This window comes from Pseudoroseicyclus sp. H15, assembly GCF_054353345.1.
The window spans coordinates 118,981-138,598 of sequence record NZ_JBTHJE010000008.1; the positions used below are offsets into that span (position 1 = coordinate 118,981).

19 protein-coding genes are annotated in these 19,618 nt (G+C 66.5%); 11 read left to right on the top strand and 8 right to left on the bottom strand.

Annotated features, from left to right (window positions below; all coding sequences use genetic code 11):
• Positions 1-5: 5 nt before the first annotated feature.
• From ACXN5S_RS18505 to ACXN5S_RS18520, 4 genes are read right to left on the bottom strand one after another with little or no spacing between them, the layout of a single operon-like run.
• A complete protein-coding gene (locus ACXN5S_RS18505; protein ID WP_458606961.1) occupies positions 6-1,319 on the bottom strand; it encodes an HlyC/CorC family transporter in 1,314 nt (437 codons plus the stop codon).
• A 56-nt stretch (positions 1,320-1,375) separates the two neighbouring features.
• Positions 1,376-2,296 carry a tyrosine recombinase gene (locus tag ACXN5S_RS18510; protein ID WP_458607016.1) on the bottom strand — a complete coding sequence of 307 codons (921 nt, stop codon included), beginning with the start codon at positions 2,294-2,296 and terminating at the stop codon, positions 1,376-1,378.
• A gap of 32 nt (positions 2,297-2,328) precedes the next feature.
• On the bottom strand, positions 2,329-3,897 hold the full coding sequence (locus ACXN5S_RS18515) for a hypothetical protein (RefSeq protein WP_458606962.1): 1,569 nt from the start codon (positions 3,895-3,897) through the stop codon (positions 2,329-2,331).
• Between the two features lie 5 nt (positions 3,898-3,902).
• The gene (locus ACXN5S_RS18520) at positions 3,903-4,031 is read right to left on the bottom strand and encodes a hypothetical protein (protein ID WP_458606963.1); all 129 of its coding nucleotides are present in this window, start codon (positions 4,029-4,031) and stop codon (positions 3,903-3,905) included.
• 142 nt (positions 4,032-4,173) lie between these two features.
• Here ACXN5S_RS18520 and ACXN5S_RS18525 point away from each other — a divergent pair, with 142 nt between their 5' ends.
• Both ACXN5S_RS18525 and aroB read left to right on the top strand, forming a co-directional pair.
• Complete coding sequence (locus ACXN5S_RS18525; RefSeq protein ID WP_458606964.1) at positions 4,174-4,743, top strand: shikimate kinase; 570 nt, start codon at positions 4,174-4,176, stop codon at positions 4,741-4,743.
• Complete coding sequence (gene aroB / locus ACXN5S_RS18530) at positions 4,743-5,852, top strand: 3-dehydroquinate synthase (protein ID WP_458606965.1); 1,110 nt, start codon at positions 4,743-4,745, stop codon at positions 5,850-5,852. The genes ACXN5S_RS18525 and aroB overlap by 1 nt, the downstream gene beginning before the upstream one ends.
• 60 nt (positions 5,853-5,912) lie before the next feature.
• Here the strand turns inward: aroB and ACXN5S_RS18535 are convergent, their stop codons facing one another.
• A complete protein-coding gene (locus ACXN5S_RS18535; protein WP_458606966.1) occupies positions 5,913-6,905 on the bottom strand; it encodes a Fe(3+) ABC transporter substrate-binding protein in 993 nt (330 codons plus the stop codon).
• 67 nt (positions 6,906-6,972) lie between these two features.
• Complete coding sequence (mazG, locus tag ACXN5S_RS18540) at positions 6,973-7,800, bottom strand: nucleoside triphosphate pyrophosphohydrolase (protein ID WP_458607017.1); 828 nt, start codon at positions 7,798-7,800, stop codon at positions 6,973-6,975.
• 54 nt (positions 7,801-7,854) lie between these two features.
• Between mazG and ACXN5S_RS18545 the strand changes: the two genes are divergently transcribed.
• The 9 genes from ACXN5S_RS18545 (at position 7,855) to ACXN5S_RS18585 (ending at position 16,734) form a co-directional block, all read left to right on the top strand.
• Complete coding sequence (locus tag ACXN5S_RS18545) at positions 7,855-9,009, top strand: M20 aminoacylase family protein (RefSeq protein WP_458606967.1); 1,155 nt, start codon at positions 7,855-7,857, stop codon at positions 9,007-9,009.
• 70 nt (positions 9,010-9,079) lie between these two features.
• Positions 9,080-10,459 (top strand): aminotransferase, encoded by a 1,380-nt coding sequence (locus ACXN5S_RS18550; RefSeq protein ID WP_458606968.1) that lies wholly within the window; start codon positions 9,080-9,082, stop codon positions 10,457-10,459.
• Positions 10,459-11,424, top strand: coding sequence for an agmatinase (gene speB / locus ACXN5S_RS18555; protein ID WP_458606969.1), 966 nt, complete (start codon positions 10,459-10,461; stop codon positions 11,422-11,424). The genes ACXN5S_RS18550 and speB overlap by 1 nt, the downstream gene beginning before the upstream one ends.
• Positions 11,421-11,864: a DUF1499 domain-containing protein gene (locus tag ACXN5S_RS18560; protein ID WP_458606970.1), complete on the top strand. Its 444-nt coding sequence runs from the start codon at positions 11,421-11,423 to the stop codon at positions 11,862-11,864. The genes speB and ACXN5S_RS18560 overlap by 4 nt, the downstream gene beginning before the upstream one ends.
• A 25-nt stretch (positions 11,865-11,889) precedes the next feature.
• On the top strand, positions 11,890-12,945 hold the full coding sequence (gene prfA, locus ACXN5S_RS18565) for a peptide chain release factor 1 (RefSeq protein WP_458606971.1): 1,056 nt from the start codon (positions 11,890-11,892) through the stop codon (positions 12,943-12,945).
• Positions 12,942-13,772, top strand: coding sequence for a peptide chain release factor N(5)-glutamine methyltransferase (gene prmC / locus ACXN5S_RS18570; RefSeq protein WP_458606972.1), 831 nt, complete (start codon positions 12,942-12,944; stop codon positions 13,770-13,772). The genes prfA and prmC overlap by 4 nt, the downstream gene beginning before the upstream one ends.
• Positions 13,773-14,005: 233 nt before the next feature.
• Positions 14,006-14,593 carry a DUF4167 domain-containing protein gene (locus ACXN5S_RS18575; RefSeq protein ID WP_458606973.1) on the top strand — a complete coding sequence of 196 codons (588 nt, stop codon included), beginning with the start codon at positions 14,006-14,008 and terminating at the stop codon, positions 14,591-14,593.
• Between the two features lie 5 nt (positions 14,594-14,598).
• The gene (locus tag ACXN5S_RS18580) at positions 14,599-15,780 is read left to right on the top strand and encodes a M24 family metallopeptidase (protein ID WP_458606974.1); all 1,182 of its coding nucleotides are present in this window, start codon (positions 14,599-14,601) and stop codon (positions 15,778-15,780) included.
• A 180-nt stretch (positions 15,781-15,960) separates the two neighbouring features.
• Positions 15,961-16,734 carry a LuxR family transcriptional regulator gene (locus ACXN5S_RS18585; RefSeq protein WP_458606975.1) on the top strand — a complete coding sequence of 258 codons (774 nt, stop codon included), beginning with the start codon at positions 15,961-15,963 and terminating at the stop codon, positions 16,732-16,734.
• A gap of 380 nt (positions 16,735-17,114) precedes the next feature.
• Here ACXN5S_RS18585 and tsf read toward each other — a convergent pair whose 3' ends face one another.
• Complete coding sequence (tsf, locus tag ACXN5S_RS18590) at positions 17,115-17,987, bottom strand: translation elongation factor Ts (RefSeq protein ID WP_458606976.1); 873 nt, start codon at positions 17,985-17,987, stop codon at positions 17,115-17,117.
• Positions 17,988-18,100: 113 nt separating this feature from the next.
• Entirely contained in the window at positions 18,101-18,904 is an 804-nt protein-coding gene (gene rpsB / locus ACXN5S_RS18595) for a 30S ribosomal protein S2 (RefSeq protein WP_458606977.1), read from the bottom strand.
• Between the last annotated feature and the right edge of the window lie 714 nt (positions 18,905-19,618).

Genomic DNA, 19,618 nt, shown 5'->3' on the forward strand with positions numbered 1-19,618 from the left:
TATTTCTACCCCCCAACCCCCTCCAACGGCGTCACCTTCAACCGGGCCAGCCGGTTCTCCTCCTTCGCCACCACCTCGAAGCGGAAGCCGTGGAAGGAGAAGACCTGCCCCTGAGCGGGGATGATCTGGGCCTCGTGAATCACCAGCCCGGCCAGTGTGTTGGCCTCTTCATCCGGCAGTGACCAGTCGTACATGCGGTTGAGGTCGCGGATGGTCATCGCGCCGTCCACCTCGTAGCTGCCATCGGCCGCGGCGGGCAGCGGCTCTTCCTCCGGCTCGTCGAACTCGTCGGAAATCTCGCCGACGATCTCCTCCAGAATATCCTCCAGCGTGATCAGCCCCTGCAGGGCGCCGTATTCATCCACCACCAGCGCGAAATGCGTATGGCGGGCGAGGAACTGGCGCATCTGGTCGTCGAGCGTGGTGTATTCGGGGATGAAGTAGGGCTCCATCGCCACGTCCATGATGTCGAAGCGCGTCATCTCTTCCGAGGTGATCTGCCCGTCGCCCATCATGCGGTGCATGGCGCGCAGCAGGTCTTTGGCATGCAGCACGCCGACGATGTTCTCCTGCTCGCCGCGCCAGAGCGGCAGGCGGGTGTGACGGCTGTCGAGCACCAGGCTGAGGATCTCGGTCACCGGCAGGTCGGCGTCGATGGTCTCGATGCCCGAGCGGTGCTGCATGATCTCTTCGACAGTCCGGTCGGCAAGATCGAGCGCGCCGAGGATGCGGTCGCGGTCTTCGCGGTCGACCACGCCCTCGGAATGGCCGAGATGCAGCGCGCCGGCGATCTCTTCGCGCACGGCCAGGATCTTGGCACCCGGGTCGGGACGTACGCCGAAGAGGCGCAGCACGCCGCGTACGATGGCCCGGATGATGCTGACGACCGGCGAGACAATCAGCACCAGCAGCGCGATGGGCCGCGCGACGAACGAGGCTGTCTTCTCGGCATTGGTGATGGCATAGGTCTTCGGCAGCACCTCGGAGAAGATGAGCACCAGCAGTGTCATCACCAGCGTGGCAATCCCCACGCCGCCGCCGGCCAGCACCCGTGTCAGCGTGGCGGTGGCGAGCGAGGTGGCGAGAATGTTCACCACGTTGTTGCCCAGCAAGATAGAGCCGATCAGACGCTCGTTGTCTTCGGTGATGTCGAGCGCCTGAGCCGCGCCCTTCGAGCCCTTGTCGGCCAGGTTGCGCAGCTTGCCGCGTGAGGCGGCGGTGAGGGCCGTCTCGGAGCCCGAGAAGAAGCCGGAAAGCACGAGAAGGCAGAGGATCGCGCCGGAGGTGATCCAGAAGGCGGCGTCGAGAGAGGCGAACATGGGGCCTGGGGTTGTCCTGTGGGGTTAGGTATTTATGGGGCCGCGGGGGCGCGGCTTCAAGCCTTGGCGCCTCGGCGCGCCATGGGGTGATGGGTCAGCACGAGCTCCTTGAGCTTTTCGTCCAGCACATGGGTGTAGATCTCGGTGCTGGAGAGGTCGGCATGGCCGAGCAATAGCTGGATCGAGCGCAGATCGGCGCCGCCCGCCAGAAGATGGGTGGCGAAGGCATGGCGCAGGGCGTGGGGCGTGACCTTGCCCGGGTCGACGCCCGCCTCGACGGAAAGCTCCTTGAGCAGGGCGAAGAAGCCCTGGCGGGTCAGGTGCCCGGCCTTGCCGCGAGAGGGGAAGAGCGCCCGAGAGCCGGGCTGGCCGGCCGCCTTCGCCGCCGCCTCCTGCCGCTCGCGGGCCGTGGCCCAGGCGGCGAGCGCACTGCGGGCCGGCCCGGCCAGCGGCACCATGCGCTCCCGCCCGCCCTTGCCGCGCACCAGCAGCATGGCGGGTTCGCCGCGGGCCGCCGAGAGGGGCAGCGAGACCAGCTCGGTCACCCGCAGGCCCGTGGCATAGGCCAGCTCCAGCAGGCAGGCGCGGCGGAGCCCGTCGCGGCCGTCACTGGCGGCCTCGACCAGCTGCGTCATCTCGGCCTCGCTCAGCACCTGCGGCAGCGCCTTGCTGCGGCCGGGGCCCTTGAGCTTGATGGCCGGGTTGTCGGCCCGCCAGCCCTCCTCATAGGCGAAGCGGAAGAGCTGGCGCAGGGCAGAGAGCCGCCGCGCCCGCGTGGCCTTCGACAGGCCCGCCGCCTCGCAGGCAACCAGATAGCCGGTGATGTCGCTCTCGCTGGCGCGGGCGAAATCGAGCCGGCGGGCGGCGAGATGGCCGGCGGCATCCTTCAGGTCGCGCCCATAGGCGAGCAGGGTGTTCTGCGCGGCGCCCGCTTCGGCCTGCGCCGCCTCGAGATAGACAGAGATCCACCCCTCCATACTGGAGGGGGCGGAGGAGGTGCCCTGGGCGGTCAAACGTCATCCTCGAGCAGCAGGTATTGCAGGGCCGCCTGCCGGGCGACATCCTCCAGCCCGACATGGCGGAAGAAGGCCAGCGCCTCGGCCACGGCCTGCGGGTCACCGGCGAGCCCTTCGTTGAAGAGCGCGATGGCGCGCAGCAGGGCCTCGCCCAGCCGGCCCTCATCCGCGAGGTCGAGCAGCACATCCGGCGGCGCCAGGCCGTTGAAGGCCGAGGCGATGGCGGCCTCGCTGGGGCCGCGCGTGGCGATATCGTCGAGCTTGCCGCGGGCGATGGCGGTGAGAAACCGCTCGTCGTCATTCGCAGGCTCATGCGCCTGGGCGGCGGCCTCGTAATCATCGGTCAGCAGGGCGAGGCGAAAGGCGGCGGCGGCGGCCGGGCCCGAAAGCTCCTTGCCGCTCAGGCGGGGCACGACGAGACGGGCGAGGGTGGGCTGCAGATGCACCGCGCCCAGCAGCTGTTCCGCCCGGGGCAGAGCCTCGGCCAGGGCCTCGTCGTCGCCGCGGTCGAGCGCCCGGTCGAGCTTTTGCACGGCATCGACCCGGTCCCAGATGCCGCCCGAGGCGGCGGGGGTGCCGTCGAGATAGATCCGTGCCAGCTCTTGCGGCGGGATCGCACCGGCGCGAGCCAGGCGCTCGGCCGATTCCACCTCTGTCCGCCAGGCGGAGAGGCCGCGCAGCTCGGCATGGGCGAAGGCCAGCGGCAGCGGGCCGGTGGCCATGGCCTCGCCGATGGCCTCGTAGAGGCGGAAATTCAGCGGCGACAGACGCTCAGGGTCGGGCAGGGGCGCCTCGCCCTCGGCCAGGGCCGGGTCGAGAAAGCGCGTGAGCAGCTCCAGCTCTTCGTCGCTGACGGCGCCGATGGCCCGAGCGGTACCGAGCGTCAGCGTCGCAGCATTCCAGTCGCCCTGGCGCGCGAGGCAGAAGACGCGGGCCGGCAGGGTGGGCGCCAGCGCGGGGCGCGACTGCATCTGCGCGCAGGCGATATTCTCGGTGCCCGTGAGCAGCGAGATGTCGAACCAGCGGCGGAAGGTGCCGGGCTTCTCGACGCCTGCCACGCTTAGCAGCGCCTCGGCCTCGCCCAGCCGCGCCAGATCGAGCAGCTTGTCGACACGGGCGAGGAACAGCCCGTCTTCCGTTGTGGCGCCCTGCGGCGGTTCGGCCTGGGCCAGGAGGAGCAGGGCGAAGAACTCGTCGATTGCGGGAAGCGACTGGCGCCGCTCGGCCGCGATGAGGGTAACGAGCATCGTCTCGTCGCTGCCGCTCCACAGATTGGCGGGCAGGCCGGTTTCAGCGGGGCCATACAGCCCGATGCCGTCGAGCGAGGCATCGTCGAGCGGGGTGACGGTGATGCTTGGCGGCGCGCCGCTTTCGGCCACCGGCGGCTCGCTCGGGCCCGCCTGCTCTGGCGGTGCGGCGGCGACAGAGCGCGACAGCCAGTCGATCGCCGAGAGCGGCGATTCCTGTGCGGCCAGCGGCCCGGCGAGCGGCACCAGCAGGGCCAGCGCCGCCGTCAGGGCAGGGGCCGTGCGCCGCCCTTTCGGGCGATCAGGCTGCCGCATCGGGCTCATCGCCCGATATCCACCGGCATGTTCATCTCCTGCGCGGGCGGATCGAAATCGCCGGGCATGAAGATGGGGCCGAGATAGGCGAAGACGATCAACGCAATGGCTGCTAGAATAATCAGGTAGATCAATATTTTGATCAGTCGCCACATAGGTTGCCTCGTCTTTGCCCTGCTTCTTGTTGCCGCGTTTATATATGGTCTTTTGCGTAAGATCACGTCATTGAAGGCGCCGCCCTGCCAATCGGCAAGGCTGGGCCAACGAAGGGGAGCCATGCAAGAGCCTCTGGCCAGACAGGGAGTGATGCGGCTGCGGCGCTCGGTGGCGCTCGTCGGCATGATGGGCTCCGGCAAGACCGCCATCGGCAAGGCGCTGGCGGCCCGGCTTGGCGTGCCCTTCGTCGACTCCGATGCGGCCATCGAAGAGGCGGCGCAGGCCAGCATCGCAGAGATCTTCAACCGCGACGGCGAGAGCTTTTTTCGCGATCGCGAGGCCGCCGTCATCCAGCGCCTTCTGGCCGGCGGCCCCTGCATCCTCTCCACCGGCGGCGGCGCCTATCTGGCCGAGCGCAACCGTCAGGCGATCAGCGATGCCGGCGTGGCGCTCTGGCTCGATGCCGATCTGCCGACGCTGTGGGAGAGGGTGCGCCACAAGAGCACCCGCCCGCTCCTCGCCACCGCCAACCCGCGCCAGACGCTCGCCGACCTGCACGAGGCGCGCCGCCCGATCTACGAACTGGCCGAGGTGCATGTAACCTCGAAACCCCGCGCCTCGATCGACGAGACGACGGGCCGGGCCCTGGCGGCCCTGCGCGAGCGACCGGATATTCTGGAGACAATCTGATGGGTTACGAGACGGTCTTCGTGCCGCTGCCCGCCCGGGAATACGAGATCCGCATCGGCGAGGGCCTGGTGGCCGAAGTGGCGGTGCATCTCGCGCCGCTCCTGCGCCAGCCCCGCGTGGCGGTGATCACGGAGGCGCGGGTGGCCGAGGCGCATCGCGCGGCGTTGGAAGCCGGCCTCGGCGACATCGCTTCCGAGTGGCTGGTGCTGGAGCCTGGAGAGGCGACCAAGAGCTGGGAGGGGCTGCGCCGGGCCACCGAGTTCATCCTCGAAGGCAAGTTCGAACGGACAGATCTGATCGTCGCCTTTGGTGGCGGTGTCATCGGCGACCTCGCGGGCTTTGCCGCCGCGACTGCGCGGCGCGGCATGCGGCTGGTGCAGATCCCCACCACGCTGCTGGCGCAGGTAGACTCGTCCGTCGGTGGCAAGACCGGCATCAACACAGCCCAGGGCAAAAATCTCGCCGGCGCCTTCCACCAGCCCTCGCTGGTGCTGGCCGACCTTGGCCTGCTGGAGAGCCTGCCACAGCGCGATTTCCTCGCCGGCTATGGCGAGGTGGTGAAATACGGGCTGCTGGGAGACTCGGCGTTCTTCGGCTGGCTGGAGGCGAACGCCGAGGCGGTGAAGGAGCGCGAGCCGGAGGCTTTGCGCCATGCCGTCCGCCGGTCCTGCGAGATGAAAGCCGAGATCGTCACCCGCGACGAGACCGAGCAGGGCGACCGGGCGCTGCTCAATCTCGGCCACACCTTCTGTCACGCGCTGGAGGCGGCGACGGGCTATTCTGACCGCCTGCTGCACGGCGAAGGCGTCGCCATCGGCTGCGCTTTAGCCTTCGAGCTGTCGGCAAGGCTTGGGCTGTGCAGCCAGGAAGACCCGAGCCGCGTATCCGCGCATCTGGCGGCAATGGGCACCAAGCGGAGCCTGGCGGACATCGAAGGCGATCTGCCGGATGCCGAGGCGCTCATGAGCCTGATGATGCAGGACAAAAAGGTGCAGGACGGGCGCCTGCGCTTCATCCTGGCCCGCGGGATCGGCGAGGCTTTCGTGACGTCGGATGTGCCGGGCGACGCGGTGCGCGACCTGCTGACCGAGGCGCTTGCGGCGCGGTAGGATCGATTTCCATATGGAAATCGAAGGCGGAAACCATATGGTTTCCGCCCTCTGAACGGCTCACCCGTCGAAGTTCACCTCTTCCATGATCCGCAGTGCCGCCGCGCGGTGGTCGGCCAGCTCGGCCAGCGACACGTCGTCCGGCGTGAAGGGCCCCCAGCTTGCCACCAGGTTGGAGAGCTCAGCGCCCTCCAGCACCGGGAATTCGTTGTTCACATCGGCATAGATCGCCTGCGCCTCGGGCGAGACGAGGAATTCCATCAGCTGCAGCGCCTCTTCGCGGTTCGGCGCGGCGGCGGTCATCGCGATGCCCGAGATGTTCACATGCGTGCCGCCATCCTCGAAGGTCGGGTAGACGATGCGCACGGAATTGGCCCATTCCTGCTGCTCGGGGTCGTTGACCATGAGCCCCATGTAATATGTGTTGCCGAGCGAGATATCGCATTCGCCGGCCCAGATGGCGCGCACCTGGCCGCGGTCATTGCCCTGCGGCTTGCGGGCGAGATTGGCTTTCAGCCCAGCGGCCCACTCGCGCGCATACTCCTCGCCATGATGAGCGATCATGCCGGAAAGAAGCGCGAGGTTGTAGTTATGCGTGCCCGAGCGGGTGCAAATGCGGCCCTGCCATTCGGGATCGGCCAGCGCTTCGTAGGTCGTCACTTCGCCATCGGCGACCCGATCCTTGCTGGCGTAGACGATGCGGGCGCGGGTGGTCAGGGCGTACCACAGGCCATCCGGCTCCCGCAGGCTCTCGGGAACGGCGGCGTCCAGCACGTCGCTCTGCACCGGTTGAATGGCGCCGGTATCGACGATCTGCTGCAGGTTGGCGATATCGACAACCATCACCAGATCGGCCGGCGAGCGCGCGCCCTCGGCACGCAGCCGCTCCGGCAGACCCTCTTGCACGAAGGCGAGGTTGACGGCGATGCCGGTCTCTTCGGTGAACGCATCGAGCACGGGCGTGATTAGCTCGGGCTGGCGGGTGGTGTAGATGTTCACATCAGCCGCGGCGGGGCTGGCGAGAAGGGCAAGAACGAGGGGGAGACGGGTCATGAACTGGGCCTTTCACTGGTTGCGCCACGTATACCTGACAGAATGTATCGGGCAATAGCCGGCCACCTCACTTTGCCTTGTCGGCGGCCCTCACCTCGTTCCAGATTGCGTCCATCTCTTCCAGGCTGGCGTCGGCAGGCGAGCGGCCTTCTGCATGAAGTCTGTCTTCGATCACACTGAACCGCCGCGTGAACTTGTCGTTTGCTCGGCGCAGCGCTGCTTCGGGCTCCACCCCCAGCCAGCGAGCCAGGTTGGCGGCGACGAAGAGCAGATCGCCCATCTCCTCCTCAATCTCCTCTGGCCCGAGCTGGTCGCGGGCCTCTGCCAGCTCCTCCGCCTCTTCCTGTAGCTTTTCCAAAACGTTGCCGATCTCTGGCCAGTCGAAGCCAACCCGCGCCGCACGCTTCTGCAGCTTCGCCGCCCGCATTAGCTCGGGCAGGGCAAGCGCCACGCCATCCAGCACGCGGTCCTCGCCGGCATCGGCGCGCTCGGCGGCCTTGATGCGCTCCCAGTCCGCTGTCTGCTGCTCGGCACTCTTCTCGCGGCTTTCGTCGCCGAAGATATGCGGATGGCGCGCAACCATCTTGTCGCTGGCCGATTTCGCAATGCTGGCGAAGGTGAAATGCCCGGCCTCGGCGCCCATCTGAGCATGGTAGACAGACTGCAGCAGCAGGTCGCCCAGCTCCCCCTCCAGCCCCCGCCAATCCTGCCGCTCGATCGAATCGGAGACCTCATAGGCCTCTTCGATCGTGTAGGGTGCGATAGACTGGAACGTCTGTTCTATGTCCCAAGGGCAGCCCGTCTGGGGGTCGCGCAGGCGGGCCATGATCGCCAGCAGCCGCCGCATCTGCAGGCCATCGTCGAGCGTCTCGTCGAAGATCAGCGCGTCATCCATGGACATCCCCCGGCCGTTTGGATTTCTTCATGCCCAAACCTCCCGGAGATTTCCATGCCCGTCCTCAACCGCATTGCCGACTATGCCAGCGAGATGGCCGCCTGGCGGCAGCACCTGCATCGCCACCCGGAAACGCGCTTCGACTGCCACCAGACGGCGGCGTTCGTGGCCGAGAAGCTGCGCGAGTTCGGGGTGGACGAGATCCATGAGGGCATTGCGGAATCGGGGCTGGTCGCCATCATCCGGGGCAGGGCGCCCGGGCGCGCGATAGGCTTGCGGGCCGATATGGACGCGCTGCCGATGCAGGAGCAATCGGGCAAGCCGCATGCCTCTACCGTGCCGGGCGCGATGCATGCCTGCGGCCATGACGGGCACACCACGATGCTGCTTGGTGCCGCCAAGTACTTGGCAGAGACGCGCAATTTCGCCGGCACCGCCGTGCTGATCTTCCAGCCGGCCGAGGAATGGGGCTCTGGGGCCGATGTGATGGTGAAGGCCGGCGTGCTCGACGACTGGAAGGTCGAAGAGGTCTACGCCATCCACAACATGCCCGGCACGCCGATCGGCACGTTCTACGGCAATACCGGCGCCGCGATGGCCGGCATCGACGAGTTCGAGATCCGCGTCGAGGGCAAGGGCGGCCACGGCGCCTATCCGCATCTGACGCGCGACCCGATCACGGCGGGCGTCGCCATTCATTCCGCCATACAGACCATTCTGTCTCGCGATCACTACGCGCTCGACCGGCTGGTCGTGGCGGTCACGCAGTTCCATGCCGGCACCGCCAACAACATCACGCCCGGCGAGGCCCAGCTCTCGGGCACCGTGCGCAGCTTCTCCGATGACGCGCAGGCCACGGCGAAGCGGCGCCTCGCCGAGATCTGCAGCGGGGTGGAGGCGACCTTCGGCGTCAAGGTGACGCTCGACTACATCGAATGGGAGCCGCCCACGGTGAACGACGCCGATTGCGCGAACTTCGCTTTCGACGTCGCCGAGGAGGTCGGCCATCTGAAGAGCCGCGAGGCGCTGCCCGAGATGGGCGGCGAGGATTTCTCGTACATGCTGAAGGCGCGGCCCGGCGCCTATATCTTCCTCGGCAATGGCGACACAGCGGATGTGCACCATCCGGCCTATGATTTCAGCGACGAGACGGCGCCCTACGGGGCCAGCTATTTCGCCCGCCTGGTCGAGCGGGCGCTGCCAGCGTGATCGCGGAATTCACCATATTGACTGTTCAGTCAGTCTTGACGTTCTGCCTGCCGAGGAGCCAAGTGAGGCTATGACAAACAACATTTCAGAACTCGCGGCGCTCGACCGCGACCATCACATGCATCCGTGGACGCATTTCGAGCAGGCCGAGCGCGATGGGCCGCTCGTGATGACAAAGGGCAAGGGCGTTCATCTTTGGGATGAGGACGGCCGCCAATATCTCGACGCTGTCGGCGGCATGTGGTGCACACAGATTGGCCTCGGCAACGAGGAAATGGCAGACACGCTGGCCGAGCAGGCCCGGACGCTCGCCTATACCTCCACCTTCGTCGACATGGGTAACGCCCCCTCGGCCCGCCTCGCCGCCAAGATCGCCGAGATCGCGCCCACGGGCTTTACCCGTACGCTCTTCACCACCGGCGGCTCCACCGCCGTGGACAGCGCCTACCGGATGGCGCAATTCGTGCAGCATCACCGCGGCTTCCCGGGGCGCACGCATATCCTCTCGCGCCACGCCAGCTACCATGGCTCGACCTTCGCCTCCGCCTCCATCGGGATGCGCAACGGCGACCGGATCGAGGAGTTCAGCTACCTCGAGAAGACCATACACCACCTTTCCGCACCAAATCCTTATCGCCGGCCGGAAGGGGTGAGTGCGGAGGGCTTCACCGACTTCCTGGTGAAGGAGCTCGAAGAAAAGATCGCCGAGGTAGGCGCCGACAAGATCGCCGCCTTCTTCGCCGAGCCGGTGCAGGCTTCTGGCGGCGTGATCATCCCGCCGGAAGGGTACTTCAAGCGGATGGCCGAGATCTGCCACAAGCACGGCATTCTCGTGGTGGCAGACGAAGTGGTCACCGCTTTCGGGCGCCTGGGCGAATGGTTCTCGTCCGAGGCGAAGTTCGGCGTGGTGCCCGACATGATCACCTCGGCCAAGGGCCTCACCTCCGGCTACCAACCCCTTGGTGCACTTATCTTTTCGGAAGGCCTCTGGCAGGAGATGTCGGGCGACCGCTGGTTCACCCACGGCTTCACCTATTCCGGCCACCCGATCGCCTGCGCCGCGGCGCTGAAGAGCATCGAGATCATCGAGCGCGATGGGTTGCTGGACCATGCCAAGCACGTTGGAGCTTTGTTCCAGAAGGGCCTGAAATCGCTGGAGGATCACCCGCTGGTGGGCGAGGCCCGCGGCGATGTTCTGATCGGCTGCATCGAGAATGTCGCCAACAAGGAGACGAAGGCGCTGCATCCCGACGAAATCGACATCGGCAAGCGCGTCTCCAACGCCGCCGAGAAGATGGGCCTGCTGGTGCGCCCGATGGGGCATCTCAACGTCATGTCGCCGCCGTTGATCATCAGCGAAGGCGAGGTTGAGGAGATCATCACCAAGCTGCGCGCCTCGCTCGATCAGGTGGCAGACCAGCTGGTTCGCGAAGGCGAGAAGGTCGCCTGATGGCTCTGCAGGATGCGAAAGCCAAGGTCGATGAGGCCTTTACGGCGCGATCTTCACGTGGATTGGTGGGGGAGAACGCCTTTGGCGGCGCCACCTCCTTCCTCCGCCGGCGTTACACCAAGGATCTGGCGGGGGCGGACCTCGCCATCACCGGTGTGCCCTTCGACCAGGCGGTGACGAACCGCCCGGGCACCCGCCTCGGCCCCCGGGCCATCCGCGAGGCGAGCACGCTGCAGCCCTATGACCCGCCCTTCGGCTGGGACGGATTCGACCCGCTCAGCGAGTTCGACATCGTCGATTACGGCGATATGGCCTTCGACTACGCGATGGTCTCGGAGTTTCCGGCGGCGCTGACGGCGCATATGGCAGGCATGCTGACGCATGTGTCCGGCGCCGTGGTGCTGGGCGGCGATCACTACATCACGCTGCCGATCCTGCGCGCTTACGCTGAGAAATACGGGCCCCTCGGCGTGATCCAGTTCGACGCCCATAGCGATCTCTGGCCCGACGACGACATGTCCCGCATCGACCACGGCACCATGATGTACAAGGCGGTGAAAACCGGCCTCGTTGATCCGGCCCGCTCGGTGCAGATCGGCATCCGTACGGTGACCGAGGATTATTGCGGCGTGAACGTCATCACGGCCCGCGAGGTGCATGAGCAGGGCGTCGCGGCCACCGTCGCCAAGGCGAAAAGCATTGTGGGGCAGGGGCCTACGTACCTTTCCTTCGATATCGACGGGCTCGACCCCGCCTTCGCCCCCGGTACCGGTACACCGGTCTGGGGTGGCCTCGCCTCATGGCAGGCCGCCGCGATCCTGCGCGATCTGGCGGGCACCAATATCGTTGGCGGTGACATCGTCGAAGTCTCTCCGCCCTTCGATGCCGGCGGCGCGACGGCGGTGGCCGGCGCCCATGTGGCGATGGAGATCCTCTGCCTCATGCTGTGGAACCGTCGCTCATGAAGACGCTCGCCATCATCCTGATCGTGCTCGTCGTGATCGTCGTCGTCTTCGGGCTTTATGTTCGTCTGGCGCCGACAGACCAGTCTGTCTGGCATGTGCCGCCCGCCGATGAGCCACCGGGCGACTACCTTGAGGAGGGCAGCTTCCTCGCCGTTCGTCCGATCAACGAACCCGGGCCGGAGCTGCTATCTCATCTCGATGCCATAGCCCTGGCCACGCCGCGCACCGTGCGTATCGCGGGCAGCCCCGGTGAGGACATGATCACCTGGCGCACCCGCTCGGCGCTGTGGGGCTTTCCCGATTTCACCACGGCGCGCGTGGCGGACGGCAAGCTCAGCGTCTACGGGCGGCTGCGCTTCGGAAAGGGCGACATGGGCGTGAACCGCAAGCGCGTGGAGCATTGGCTCGCGCAACTTGAAGCGGACGGCCCCGGGGAGTAGGTCGGGCGGGCCAGAAGGACGCCCCATGATCCCGCAAGACAAGCTCGACCAGATCCGTTCCCGCTTCGAATATCTCGAGGCGCGCATGGCCTCGGGCGCCTCGGGTGGCGAGATGGTGAAGCTCGCGCAGGAATATGCCGAGCTGAAGCCGGTGCACGAGACGGCCGAGACGCGCCGCGCGCTGCTGGCCGACAAGGCCGAGGCCGAGGCGATGCTGAGCGACCCCGAGATGCGCAAGCTGGCCGAAGACGAGCTGCCCGTGCTCCGCCGCCGCATCGAGGAGGCGGAGGCCGCGCTGCAGCTCGCCCTCATCCCCAAGGATGCCGCCGACGCACGGCCCGCGATGATCGAGATCCGCCCCGGCACCGGCGGCGAAGAGGCGGCGTTGTTCGCAGCAGATCTGCTGCGCATGTACCAGCGCTATTGCGATGCGCGCGGCTGGTCGTTCGACATCATCGAAGAGCAGATGACCGAAATCGGCGGGCTGAAAGAGGTGATCGCGCGGATTGAGGGGCAGGGGGTCTTTGCCCGGCTGAAATATGAAAGCGGCGTGCACCGCGTGCAGCGTGTGCCAGAGACGGAGAGCGGCGGGCGCATTCACACCTCCGCTGCCACGGTTGCAGTGCTGCCCGAGGCGGAGGCGGTGGATATCGCCATCGACCCGAACGATCTGCGCATCGACACCATGCGCTCCTCTGGCGCCGGTGGTCAGCACGTGAACACCACCGATTCCGCTGTGCGGATCACCCACATCCCGAGCGGCATCGTCGTGACGTCGAGCCAGAAGTCCCAGCACCGCAACCGCGAGCTGGCGATGGAGGTGCTGCGCAGCCGTCTCTACGACATGGAGCGTCGCCGGGTGGACGAGAGCCGCTCGGCCGACCGCAAGGCGCAGGTCGGCACAGGCGACCGAAGCGAGCGCATCCGCACATACAACTTCCCGCAGGGCCGGCTGACCGATCACCGCATCAACCTGACGCTCTACAAGCTCGATGCCGTGCTGGGCGGCGACCTCGATGAGGTGATCGACGCGCTGACCGCCGATGCGCAGGCGGCGCTGCTGGCGGAGATGGAGGCGTGAGAGGCACCGAGCTGCTGGCCGAGGCCGTGCGCAGCCTCACCGCCGCCGGCGTGCCCGACCCGGCCGTCGATGCCCGCCGCCTGCTCGCCCATGCCCTGGGGCTGGAACCGGGCCGCCTGACGCTGGCGCTTCCCGAGCCGGTGGAGGAGGGTGACGCGGCTGCCTACGCCGCCTGCATCGCCCGGCGCGAGGCGCGCGAGCCGGTCAGCCACATCACCGGGCAGCGCCTGTTCTACGGCCGGCCCTTCGTGGTCTCGCCGGATGTGCTCGATCCCCGGCCCGAGACCGAGATGCTGATCGAGGTCGCGCTGGCGCGGCCCTTCGAGCGGGTGCTCGATCTGGGCACAGGAACGGGCTGCATCCTGTTGACGCTGCTGGCAGAAATGCCTGGCTCGCGCGGGCTGGGCACCGATCTGTCGCCAGAGGCTCTGGCCGTTGCCGCCCGTAATTCCGCCGCGCTGAACCTTGAGGTGAAGTCCGAATTCGCCGTTGCCGACTGGTTCGACGGTGTCACCGGGCAATACGACCTGATCGTCGCCAACCCGCCCTATCTCGCGCAGGACGAGCTGCCAGAGCTCGAGCCCGAGGTGCGCGACTACGAGCCGCATCTGGCGCTCACCGATGGCGGTGACGGGCTGAGCTGCTACCGCGACATCGTGGGCGGCGCGCCCAGTTACCTGATGCCCGGCGGGCGCCTGCTGATGGAGATTGGCCCGACGCAGGGGCGCGAGGTGATGCAGCTCGCCTATGCGGCAGGGTTCACGCAGGTCGCCATCATCCGCGATCTCGATGGGCGAGACAGGGTTGTCTCGGCTCATTTCGGCTGATGGCGGCCCGAATTTCCCTTTATCCGGTTGTACGGCCCCCTTTTCGTGCCATATCGTTGCCCAGAGGCGGATAGGGCTTGCCCTTTGGCTCAGCCCATGTTTACTCAAGGTGACCGGTGAGGTGAGGCAACTCCCCGCTGGTAGTCGCCAGACAATCGCAAGGCCCCGTAACAGCGCTGAAGCAAGGCGCCGCGGGCCGCGAAACTGCAATCAGGCTGGAAATCAAGCATCCCATGAGATCTTCGAAATCGCGCTCGCGTAACAAGAACCGCAACAACCGGCCCTCGGGTGGGAACATCGTAAACCGGGTGTTCGATTCCAGCGGGCCTGACGGCAAGGTGCGCGGCACCCCGCAGCAGATCATCGACAAATATTCGCAGCTTCACCGCGATGCCCATCTGTCGGGCGACCGGGTGGATGCCGAGAATTACGCCCAGCACGCAGAGCATTACCTGCGCATGCTCGCTGAAGCTCAGCGCGAGATGGAGAAATCCCGCGAAAAGCAGGAGCAGGAGCAGCGCGACCGTCAGGCCGAGCGTGACCGCGAGCGCAATGACCGGCTGCGCAATCAGGAAAACCAGTCCAACGGCGACGAAAACAATTCCGGCAAGGGCCAGGACGGTGGCAACAAGGGCCAGGACAAGGGCCAAGATCGGGGCAACGAGGGCAACCAGCCCGACAGCGGCCTTGTCGAGACGCCCGAAGAGGCCGCCGAGGCCGCGCCCAAGCCGCGCCCGCGCCGCCGCCGCGCGCCCAAGGGCGACCAGCAGCAGGCCGATCAGCCGCAAGGCGATTCCGGTACACCAGCCGCCGCGGAGTAGGGGTCTTGGCAAACCCGAACCCGGCCTTCTCGCGAGAGGAATATGCCGCAAGGCTCGCCGATGTTCAGGCGCGCATGGGGCAGGCGGGGCTCGATCTGCTTTTCATCAGCGATCCCAGCAACATGGGCTGGCTCACCGGCTATGACGGCTGGAGCTTCTACGTCCATCAGGGTGTGATCGTGCCGGCCGAGGGCCCGCCGCTCTGGTGGGGCCGCGAGATGGATGCGGCAGGTGCGCTGCGCACGGTGTGGATGGGCGACGATCTCGTGCTCTCCTACGCCGATATCTACGTGCAGAACCCGCTCAATCACCCGATGGAGGATCTGGCCCGCAAGCTCGCCGAGCGCGGCTGGGACAAGGGCCGCATCGGCGTTGAGTTTGACAATTACTATTTCTCTGCAGCGGCTTGCGATGCGCTCTTCACAGGCGCGCCCGAGGCTGAGCGGGTGGATGCCACCGGCCTCGTCAACTGGGCGAGGGCGGTGAAATCGCCGGCAGAGATCGCCTTCATGCGCCAGGCCGGCGCCATCGTCACCCAGATGCACAAGACCATCCTGGAGGTCGCCGAGCCGGGTCTGCCGAAACACGTGCTGGTCGCCGAGATCACGCGTGCCGGCATCTTGGGCGTCGATGGCATCTGGGGCGATTATCCCGCCATCGTGCCGATCACGCCCTCGGGGCTCGATGCCACGGCGCCGCATCTCACCTGGGACGACCGGCCGATGATGACCGGCGAGCCGACGTTCTTCGAGATCGCCGGCGTTTACCGCCGCTATCACGCGCCGCAATCGCGCACTTTGTTCCTCAGCGAGCCGCCGAAGACCTATCGCGCGGCGGAAGAGGCCGTGGCAGCGGCGACAGAGGCGGTGATGGAGAATGCACGCCCGGGCAAGACCTGCGGCGATGTCGCGCGCGCCGTGTACGACACGCTGGCCATGAAGGGCTTTCACAAGAAGAGCCGCTGCGGCTATCCGATCGGCATAAGCTATCCGCCCGATTGGGGTGAGCGCACCATGAGCTTCCGCGAAAGCGACGAGACCGAGCTGCAGGCGGGCATGTGCTTTCACTTCATGCCGGCGCTCTGGCTTGACGATGGCGGTGTCGAGCTGACCGAGCCGATCCTCATCACGGAAGGGGCGCCGGAGCTGCTGGCCGACACGCCAGCGGGGCTGATGGTCAAGGCCTGAACGGGCCCGTTCTGCGCGCCTCACCCGCCAATCAGAATGACGTATAATATGTATTATGTCAAATAAGCGGATGCCTGAAGGCCGGGCGCAACCGTCACTTTCGGGCCCCAAGCTGCGCCGCAGTGCCGCATAGGCCCTGCTTTTCTTTGACAAAACGCCTTTGTCGAGAAATCATGCGCCATGAGCCGGCTGCTGGATCACCTTGAGCGGATCACCAATGCCCCGCGGGTCGAAGACCTGTGGTCGTGCCATCTCGACGAGATGGCCGAGCGTGGCTTCACCCGGCTGCTCTACGGCTACACCCGCTACCTCTCCAGCCACAATTTCGGCGACCCGCAGGATTGGGTCATGTTGACCAATCATTCGCCCGAATACATGTCACGCTTCCTCGAAGGCGGTTTCTTCCACAACGCTCCCATGACCCGCTGGGCGCTGGAGAACGACGGCGCCTGCTCGTGGAGCTGGCTGCAGGAGATGAATGCCACCGAGGGGCTGACGCCCGCCGAGCTGCGGGTGATGGAGTTCAACCGCAAGATGGGTGTGACGGCCGGCTATACGCTGTCGTTCCGCTCTGTCTCTGAGCGCACCAAGGGCGCCATGGCGCTGACAGCGGCACCGGGTGTGAGCCAGGCCGAGGTCGATGCGATCTGGGATGAGCAGGGCCCCGAGCTGCTGGTGATGAACAAGGTCTTCCACCTGAAGTTGCTCACCCTGCCCTGGTCCGGCAGCCGCAATCTGACCAAGCGGCAGATCGAGGTGCTGCAATGGGTCGGCGACGGCAAGACGACGCAGGACATCGCCGTGATCCTCGGCCTGACGGCGGCCACTGTCGAGAAGCATCTGCGGCTCGCGCGTGAAGCGCTCGACGTTGAGACAACGGCGCAGGCCGTTCTCAAGGCCGCGTTCTACAACCAGATGTTCATTCTGGAATCCGACGCCGCAACAATCCGATAAGTGACGGAGCGTCGAAGGACGCATGATGTCGCGAGCGGGTCAGGAATCCCTGACTACGTCGCGTCACGTCCAGATGTCATATGTTAACCGTTCCGTGAGTGGTGGCCTTAGGCCAGGAACAGCGGGCCGGTCGCCGACGATTATCGGATCGGCCGGTCCGCACTACCGGGGCTCCCCCGGGATCCTCTGAGCCGTCGTTTGCGGCGGTCAGAGCAAGGTGCGCCTTCCTCGTCCCCTTGGATGCGTGCCTGCGGCGTTGCCTTCCCAGGGCAGCGCCGCACCCTCTCCTCCCTGCCCGGGCCTGTCCCCTCGGGCAAAAAGAACGGGCCGCCTTTTCAGGCGGCCCGTTTGCTTTGACGTTGGCGCGTACGCCGGAAGGCTCAGCCCTTGGCGGCGGCAGCAACTTCGGCGGCGAAGTCAGTCTCTTCGCGCGCGATGCCTTCGCCGACTTCCAGCCGGACAAAGCCGGTGATCGTGGCGCCGGCCTGCTTGGCGGCTTCTTCGACCGTCAGGTCGGGGTTGATGACGAAGGCCTGGCCGAGCAGCGTCGATTCCGCGATGAACTTCTTCATGCGGCCGACGATCATCTTCTCGATCACGGCTTCCGGCTTGCCGCTTTCGCGGGCGATATCCATCTGGATCTGACGCTCTTTCTCAACCACGGCGGGGTCGAGATCGTCTTCGCCGAGGGCGGCCGGGTTCGCGGCGGCGATGTGCATCGCAACCTGCTTGCCGAAGCTCTCGTCACCGGTCAGCGCGACCAGCACGCCGATTTTGCCCATGTTCTCGGCGGCGGCGTTGTGAACGTAGGAGACAACGGTGTCGCCTTCGATCTTGGCCATCCGGCGCAGGGTCATGTTCTCGCCGATCTTGGCGATGGCATCGGTCAGCACTTCAGAGACGGGCTTGCCGTTCACCTGGGCCTGGGCCAGCGCATCGACATCGTCGACCGTCAGCGCGGCTTCGGCGATGCCGGAGACCATCTTCTGGAACTCGGCGTTCTTGCCGACGAAATCGGTCTCGGAGTTCACCTCGACAGCCACGCCCTTGCCGCCGTCGATCGCCAGAGCCACGAGGCCCTCGGCAGCCGTGCGGCCGGATTTCTTGGCGGCTTTGGCAAGACCCTTGGTGCGCAGCCAGTCAACTGCGGCGTCCATGTCGCCGTCGGTTTCGGTCAGCGCCTTCTTGGCGTCCATCATGCCGGCGCCGGTGGAATCACGCAGCTCTTTCACCATGCTCGCGGTGACAGCCATCTTAACTCTCCTTTCGGGAAATCTCATGCCCCGCGCCCATCATAAGGCGCGGGGTGAATGCCATGTGACGGCCGGGGCGGGTGGGCGAGTGCCCTGCCCTGCCCCTGGGGCCTTCAGCTCGCGGCCGGCGCGTCTTCCGCCGGGGCGGCTTCGGCAGCGGCGTCTTCGCCGAGGCCTTCCTCGGCCAGCGCGGCTTCCATCTCGCCAAGGTCGACACCTGCGGCGCCGAGCTGGGCCGACATGCCGTCGAGCGCGGCGCGGGCGGCCAGATCGCAATAAAGCGCGATGGCACGGGCAGCGTCGTCATTGCCGGGGATGATGTAATCCACACCATCGGGCGAGCAGTTGGTGTCGACGATGGCCACGACCGGGATGCCCAGCTTCTTGGCTTCGGCGATGGCGAGGTCTTCCTTGTTCACGTCGATGACGAACAGAAGATCGGGCACGCCGCCCATTTCGCGGATACCGCCGAGCGAGGCCTGCAGTTTGGCCTGCTCACGCTCCATGCCGAGGCGCTCTTTCTTGGTGAGGCCCTCGAAGCCCTGCTCGGCCGCCTCATCGATCGCCTTCAGACGGGCGATGGACTTGCTGACCGTCTGCCAGTTGGTGAGCGTGCCGCCCAGCCAGCGGTGGTTCATGTAGAACTGCGCCGACTTCTCGGCGGCATCGGCGATGGCCGCAGAGGCCTGACGCTTGGTGCCGACGAACAGGATGCGGCCGCCGCGGGCGACGGTTTCGCGCACCACATGCAGAGCCTGGTCCAGCATCGGGACGGTCTGCGTGAGGTCGAGAATGTGGATGCCGTTGCGGGCGCCGTAGATATACGGCCCCATGCGGGGGTTCCACCGAGCGGTCTGGTGGCCGAAGTGAACGCCGGCTTCAAGCAGCTGGCGCATGGAGAATTCAGGAAGGCCCATGCCTATATCCTTTCCGGTTTCATGCCTTGGGCGGAGGATCAGGATTGCTCCAACCGGTGGACCGTTTCGGGATGTCTCCCCGAATGGCCCGCCTCCGCCTGAGATTTGCAAAGTGGCGCGCGAATAGCAGCCGATGCGCCGCTCTGCAAGAGCTGTGAGATGGGGGACGGAGGGGGCGGCGTCAAGGGGTGACTGGGCGCGGACCAGTGGAGTGAACTCCGACCAACCCCGGGTGAAACGAACCCGTGCAGCCTGCCTGCTCTTCTCCTCGCACGGAATCAAGCCGCAGGCGCCGTGCGAGCGCCTGCCCGTCCCGGCGGGCCGGCGCTCTGGTGAAGGCAGCGCAACGCTTAGAGCTGGGAGGTGGGTTGCACCATGAACAGCCCTGCTTCCCCGGAGCAGCGCCACCCCACGGGCAGGCGCTCGCCCGGCTTCCGTCTGCGTCTCAGACTGCGAGGCGCTGCACTTCGCCTCCCCTTGAGCCATCGCGGGCCCGGCGCGGCTACGGCCAGCAGCGCCAGCCCCATTGACAAGGCCGCCCGGAGGCGGCCCATGTGCCGGGCAATGCCCATGTGCAAGTTCATATCTCGATCCGTTGACCCCGGGCGAATAGCGACCGGAAGGTGGTCTGCTGCCGACGGCCGGCCCCTGATGCGGTCTGGTTTTGGTATAATTCCCAAGCTTTCCCAATTTGTTGCGCAGCAAAGCTCAGGC

Bases quoted from the DNA above. Each gene is read 5' to 3' on its own strand.
- tsf (WP_458606976.1), bottom strand. From the start codon at position 17,987: ATGGCTGTCACCGCGAGCATGGTGAAAGAGCTGCGTGATTCCACCGGC.
- ACXN5S_RS18515 (WP_458606962.1), bottom strand. From the start codon at position 3,897: ATGCGGCAGCCTGATCGCCCGAAAGGGCGGCGCACGGCCCCTGCCCTG.
- mazG (WP_458607017.1), bottom strand. From the start codon at position 7,800: ATGGATGACGCGCTGATCTTCGACGAGACGCTCGACGATGGCCTGCAG.
- ACXN5S_RS18560 (WP_458606970.1), top strand. From the start codon at position 11,421: ATGAAGACGCTCGCCATCATCCTGATCGTGCTCGTCGTGATCGTCGTC.
- ACXN5S_RS18550 (WP_458606968.1), top strand. From the start codon at position 9,080: ATGACAAACAACATTTCAGAACTCGCGGCGCTCGACCGCGACCATCAC.
- aroB (WP_458606965.1), top strand. From the start codon at position 4,743: ATGGGTTACGAGACGGTCTTCGTGCCGCTGCCCGCCCGGGAATACGAG.
- speB (WP_458606969.1), top strand. From the start codon at position 10,459: ATGGCTCTGCAGGATGCGAAAGCCAAGGTCGATGAGGCCTTTACGGCG.
- ACXN5S_RS18545 (WP_458606967.1), top strand. From the start codon at position 7,855: ATGCCCGTCCTCAACCGCATTGCCGACTATGCCAGCGAGATGGCCGCC.
- ACXN5S_RS18525 (WP_458606964.1), top strand. From the start codon at position 4,174: ATGCAAGAGCCTCTGGCCAGACAGGGAGTGATGCGGCTGCGGCGCTCG.
- ACXN5S_RS18510 (WP_458607016.1), bottom strand. From the start codon at position 2,296: ATGGAGGGGTGGATCTCTGTCTATCTCGAGGCGGCGCAGGCCGAAGCG.
- ACXN5S_RS18575 (WP_458606973.1), top strand. From the start codon at position 14,006: ATGAGATCTTCGAAATCGCGCTCGCGTAACAAGAACCGCAACAACCGG.
- ACXN5S_RS18505 (WP_458606961.1), bottom strand. From the start codon at position 1,319: ATGTTCGCCTCTCTCGACGCCGCCTTCTGGATCACCTCCGGCGCGATC.
- prfA (WP_458606971.1), top strand. From the start codon at position 11,890: ATGATCCCGCAAGACAAGCTCGACCAGATCCGTTCCCGCTTCGAATAT.
- rpsB (WP_458606977.1), bottom strand. From the start codon at position 18,904: ATGGGCCTTCCTGAATTCTCCATGCGCCAGCTGCTTGAAGCCGGCGTT.
- ACXN5S_RS18585 (WP_458606975.1), top strand. From the start codon at position 15,961: ATGAGCCGGCTGCTGGATCACCTTGAGCGGATCACCAATGCCCCGCGG.
- ACXN5S_RS18535 (WP_458606966.1), bottom strand. From the start codon at position 6,905: ATGACCCGTCTCCCCCTCGTTCTTGCCCTTCTCGCCAGCCCCGCCGCG.